The following is a 245-nucleotide window of genomic DNA, read 5'->3' on the forward strand; positions in this document are numbered from 1 at the left end:
TCCTCTAACTTAGGCATGCCTAAGTCAACCGCTTCCCGACATCCCGTCGGTAAAAACCTTACGGCAGGGTGAGGATCTCCGCACCCGTCTCCGTGACGACCAGCGTGTGCTCGAACTGCGCGGTCCGCTTGCGGTCCTTGGTCACCACCGTCCAGCCGTCCTCCCACAGGTCGTAGTCGTGGGTGCCCAGCGTCAGCATCGGCTCGATGGTGAAGGTCATCCCCGGCTTGATCACGGTGGTGGCG

1 protein-coding gene is annotated in these 245 nt (G+C 62.4%); it reads right to left on the reverse strand.

What is annotated here, in order from left to right:
* Nucleotides 1-58: 58 nt before the first annotated feature.
* On the reverse strand, nucleotides 59-245 hold a 187-nt coding region (locus ACSNOK_RS35675), incomplete at its 5' end, for a M24 family metallopeptidase (protein ID WP_436784815.1).

Source organism: Streptomyces sp. URMC 126 (assembly GCF_051386555.1).
Taxonomy (GTDB): Bacteria; Actinomycetota; Actinomycetes; order Streptomycetales; family Streptomycetaceae; genus Streptomyces.